Here is a 2,498-nt window from a genome sequence, read left to right on the forward strand (position 1 = left end):
GGAGTTGAAAGTGCCATTTTCCCAATATTTGTTACTACCGGCACCACCCCCACAAACCCCAAAATAATCGCATTTTTGGCGACATAAATCGACTCCACCGCGCATATCAGCGTAAATTTGTTGAAATTTCTCGGTTTCACAGATAGATTCCAGAGAATCGGTCAAAACATTACCAAAGATAAAATCGCCGTAGGGTTGGGTTTTAATCGATAGTAATTCCGGATCAAAAGTGGAAAAATTACCTTGATTATCAAAATTGACAATCATAAAAGGTCGGTTCATATCGGTATTTTCTAAGCGTTCATCGGCATAAATCAAACTACAGATCGATTCAAATTCTCGCAGCTTAAATTCTCCTTGTTTGGCCGTGACTAACTCCCAAAATCTGGCAATAAACTGGCGATAACGTTGTTCAATACCTAATTTATCTAAGGAAGATTGCGAATGAATCCCCTCGGTTTCTTCCATATTAAAAGCCACATCAGTAAGACCATGATCCCAAAAAAAGTTAAAAATTTCGTCGGGATAGTCGAGAGAATCTTCTGTTAAAACAGCGATGATACTGACATCAATTTCATGTTTTTGCAAGAAAGAAATCCCCCGCATTGTAGCAGCATGACTGCCAGTTCCCTTGCGGTTTTGCCGGTGGATATCGTGAATAAAGGCCGGTCCATCAAGACTGACTCCCACATAAACATCATGCTTTTTAAATAATTGACACCAAGCATCGTTAATATAAGTGGCGTTAGTTTGTACTGAATGACGAAAACAGTAACCCTGCTGATTATATTTCTCGCTAACTTCCGCAATTTTGGCGAAAGCACTTTCATAAAAACTGATGGGAACTGCTAAGGGTTCGCCGGCGTGCCAGCAAATGGTAAAATCATCTTGGAGAAAACGACTACTAAAAACCCTCTGAAAAATCGGCTCGATTAAATCTAAGGATAAGGTATTTTTTAAGTGGCGATCGGGTAAATAACAATAATCACAATTGAGATTACAAAAAGAAGTCGGCTGCACGACTACTAAGGTAATTGGACCACAATCCGACCAATCTATATTTGTGTTTTTTTCCATCATTCTATTTTTAAAATTCTCCCTTAAAGTATGATAACCGATAACTGATTCTGGGAATTGTATCTTAATTCTACCTATACTATTTCCTATTCCCTCAATAATAAATAATATAATTGACCCGGAGTATTAATTAAACCGGCTCGCTTGCCAGCATTTTTTCCTGTTCCCATAAAAATATCTACCCTCCCAGTACCTTTAATCGCGCTGCCAGTATCTTGATCGAGAACATAGCGACTAACTAATTTTTTATTAAGATTTCCCTGGGGAATTTCTGTCTCAATTACTGCTAAAGCACCGGGGGGAAAAATACTTTTATCTGTAGCGATCGATCTTTCTGGTAAAACTGGAACTCCAATACTACCAGTGGCAGCTGCGCCGTGGGTTTCTCGAAAGAAAATAAACCGATTATTGCGGGGAATATAATTCTTTAATTGCTCAGGATTATTTCTGAGAAAATCTAAAACCATTGGTAAGGTTAAACCCTCAGCAGGAAAAATACCATCGGCAATCATTTCTTTTCCCAGACTGGTGTAGGGATGCTCGGTATTGCCATCAAAACCAATGCTCATAATTTGACCATTAGGTAAACGTAATTTCGCCGAACCTTGCACATGAACTAAATAAGCTTCTAAGCGATCTTTTAACCAGACTAATTCGTATCCCGCTAGACGGCTATTTTCCCCCAGTAAACCATCTTTTCCCTCTAATTCTACCCTAGCTGGATGGGGTTTAGACCAGCGAGAAAAGTTAGCAGGTCGGCGATAGAGAGGATATTTATACTCGGCGGTTTTTTGCCGACTTGCTTGATAAATTGGCTCAAAATAACCAGTAAATTTAACATTTCCCTGGCTATCATTACCCAAAGAACGATACCAAATAAATTCTTTTTTTACTGCCTTTTGTAGAGCTGCGGGAGTGGGAGAATTCTGCACTAATTGACGAAAACGTACTAAGGAACGCTGCACTCGCTGACGAGTTATTTCAGGAATAGGATAATTTTGATAGGCGCGGATCGCCGCCGAGCTATTCAGATAACGTAAACTATGATCGATCGCTTGTAGTAGGGTTTTTTTGTCCGTTAGCAGTCGTTCATCGTATCCCGTAGATGTTCCTAATTCTGAGATTTCAAAACGTTCTAGGGGCAAATTTGCGGGGGTGAGGGCAATTAATCCCAAGCTGAGGGGGAGGAGTGTCAAAAGGTGTTTCATGGTGATAGGAGTGGGCAGCTATTGACTCGATTAACGATGGAGAAGGATAAATGAGAAAAGTTGTTTCTTGTTTATATCATGAGGATAGTTGTTGCCGATAAATCTTAATTTGTTCCAAGCGAGGGCCGACCTTAGAAATAATGGTAAATTCTAAATTTTGGTAATATAATTGTTCTCCCACCCTCGGTATTTTTTGCCAATGATGGAGGATAA

At 39.6% G+C, this 2,498-nt stretch carries 3 protein-coding genes; all 3 read right to left on the bottom strand.

The features are described 5' to 3' along the window. The coding region (gene grrM, locus PX481_RS23195) for a cyclophane-forming radical SAM/SPASM peptide maturase GrrM/OscB (RefSeq protein ID WP_288096286.1) at positions 1-1,077 on the bottom strand (1,077 nt) is incomplete at its 3' end. A gap of 86 nt (positions 1,078-1,163) precedes the next feature. Beyond that, complete coding sequence (gene mltA / locus PX481_RS23200) at positions 1,164-2,285, bottom strand: murein transglycosylase A (protein ID WP_004159397.1); 1,122 nt, start codon at positions 2,283-2,285, stop codon at positions 1,164-1,166. Between the two features lie 76 nt (positions 2,286-2,361). Beyond that, on the bottom strand, positions 2,362-2,498 hold a 137-nt coding region (locus PX481_RS23205; RefSeq protein WP_353852222.1), incomplete at its 5' end, for a transporter associated domain-containing protein.

Source organism: Microcystis sp. M53603_WE2 (assembly GCF_030065435.1).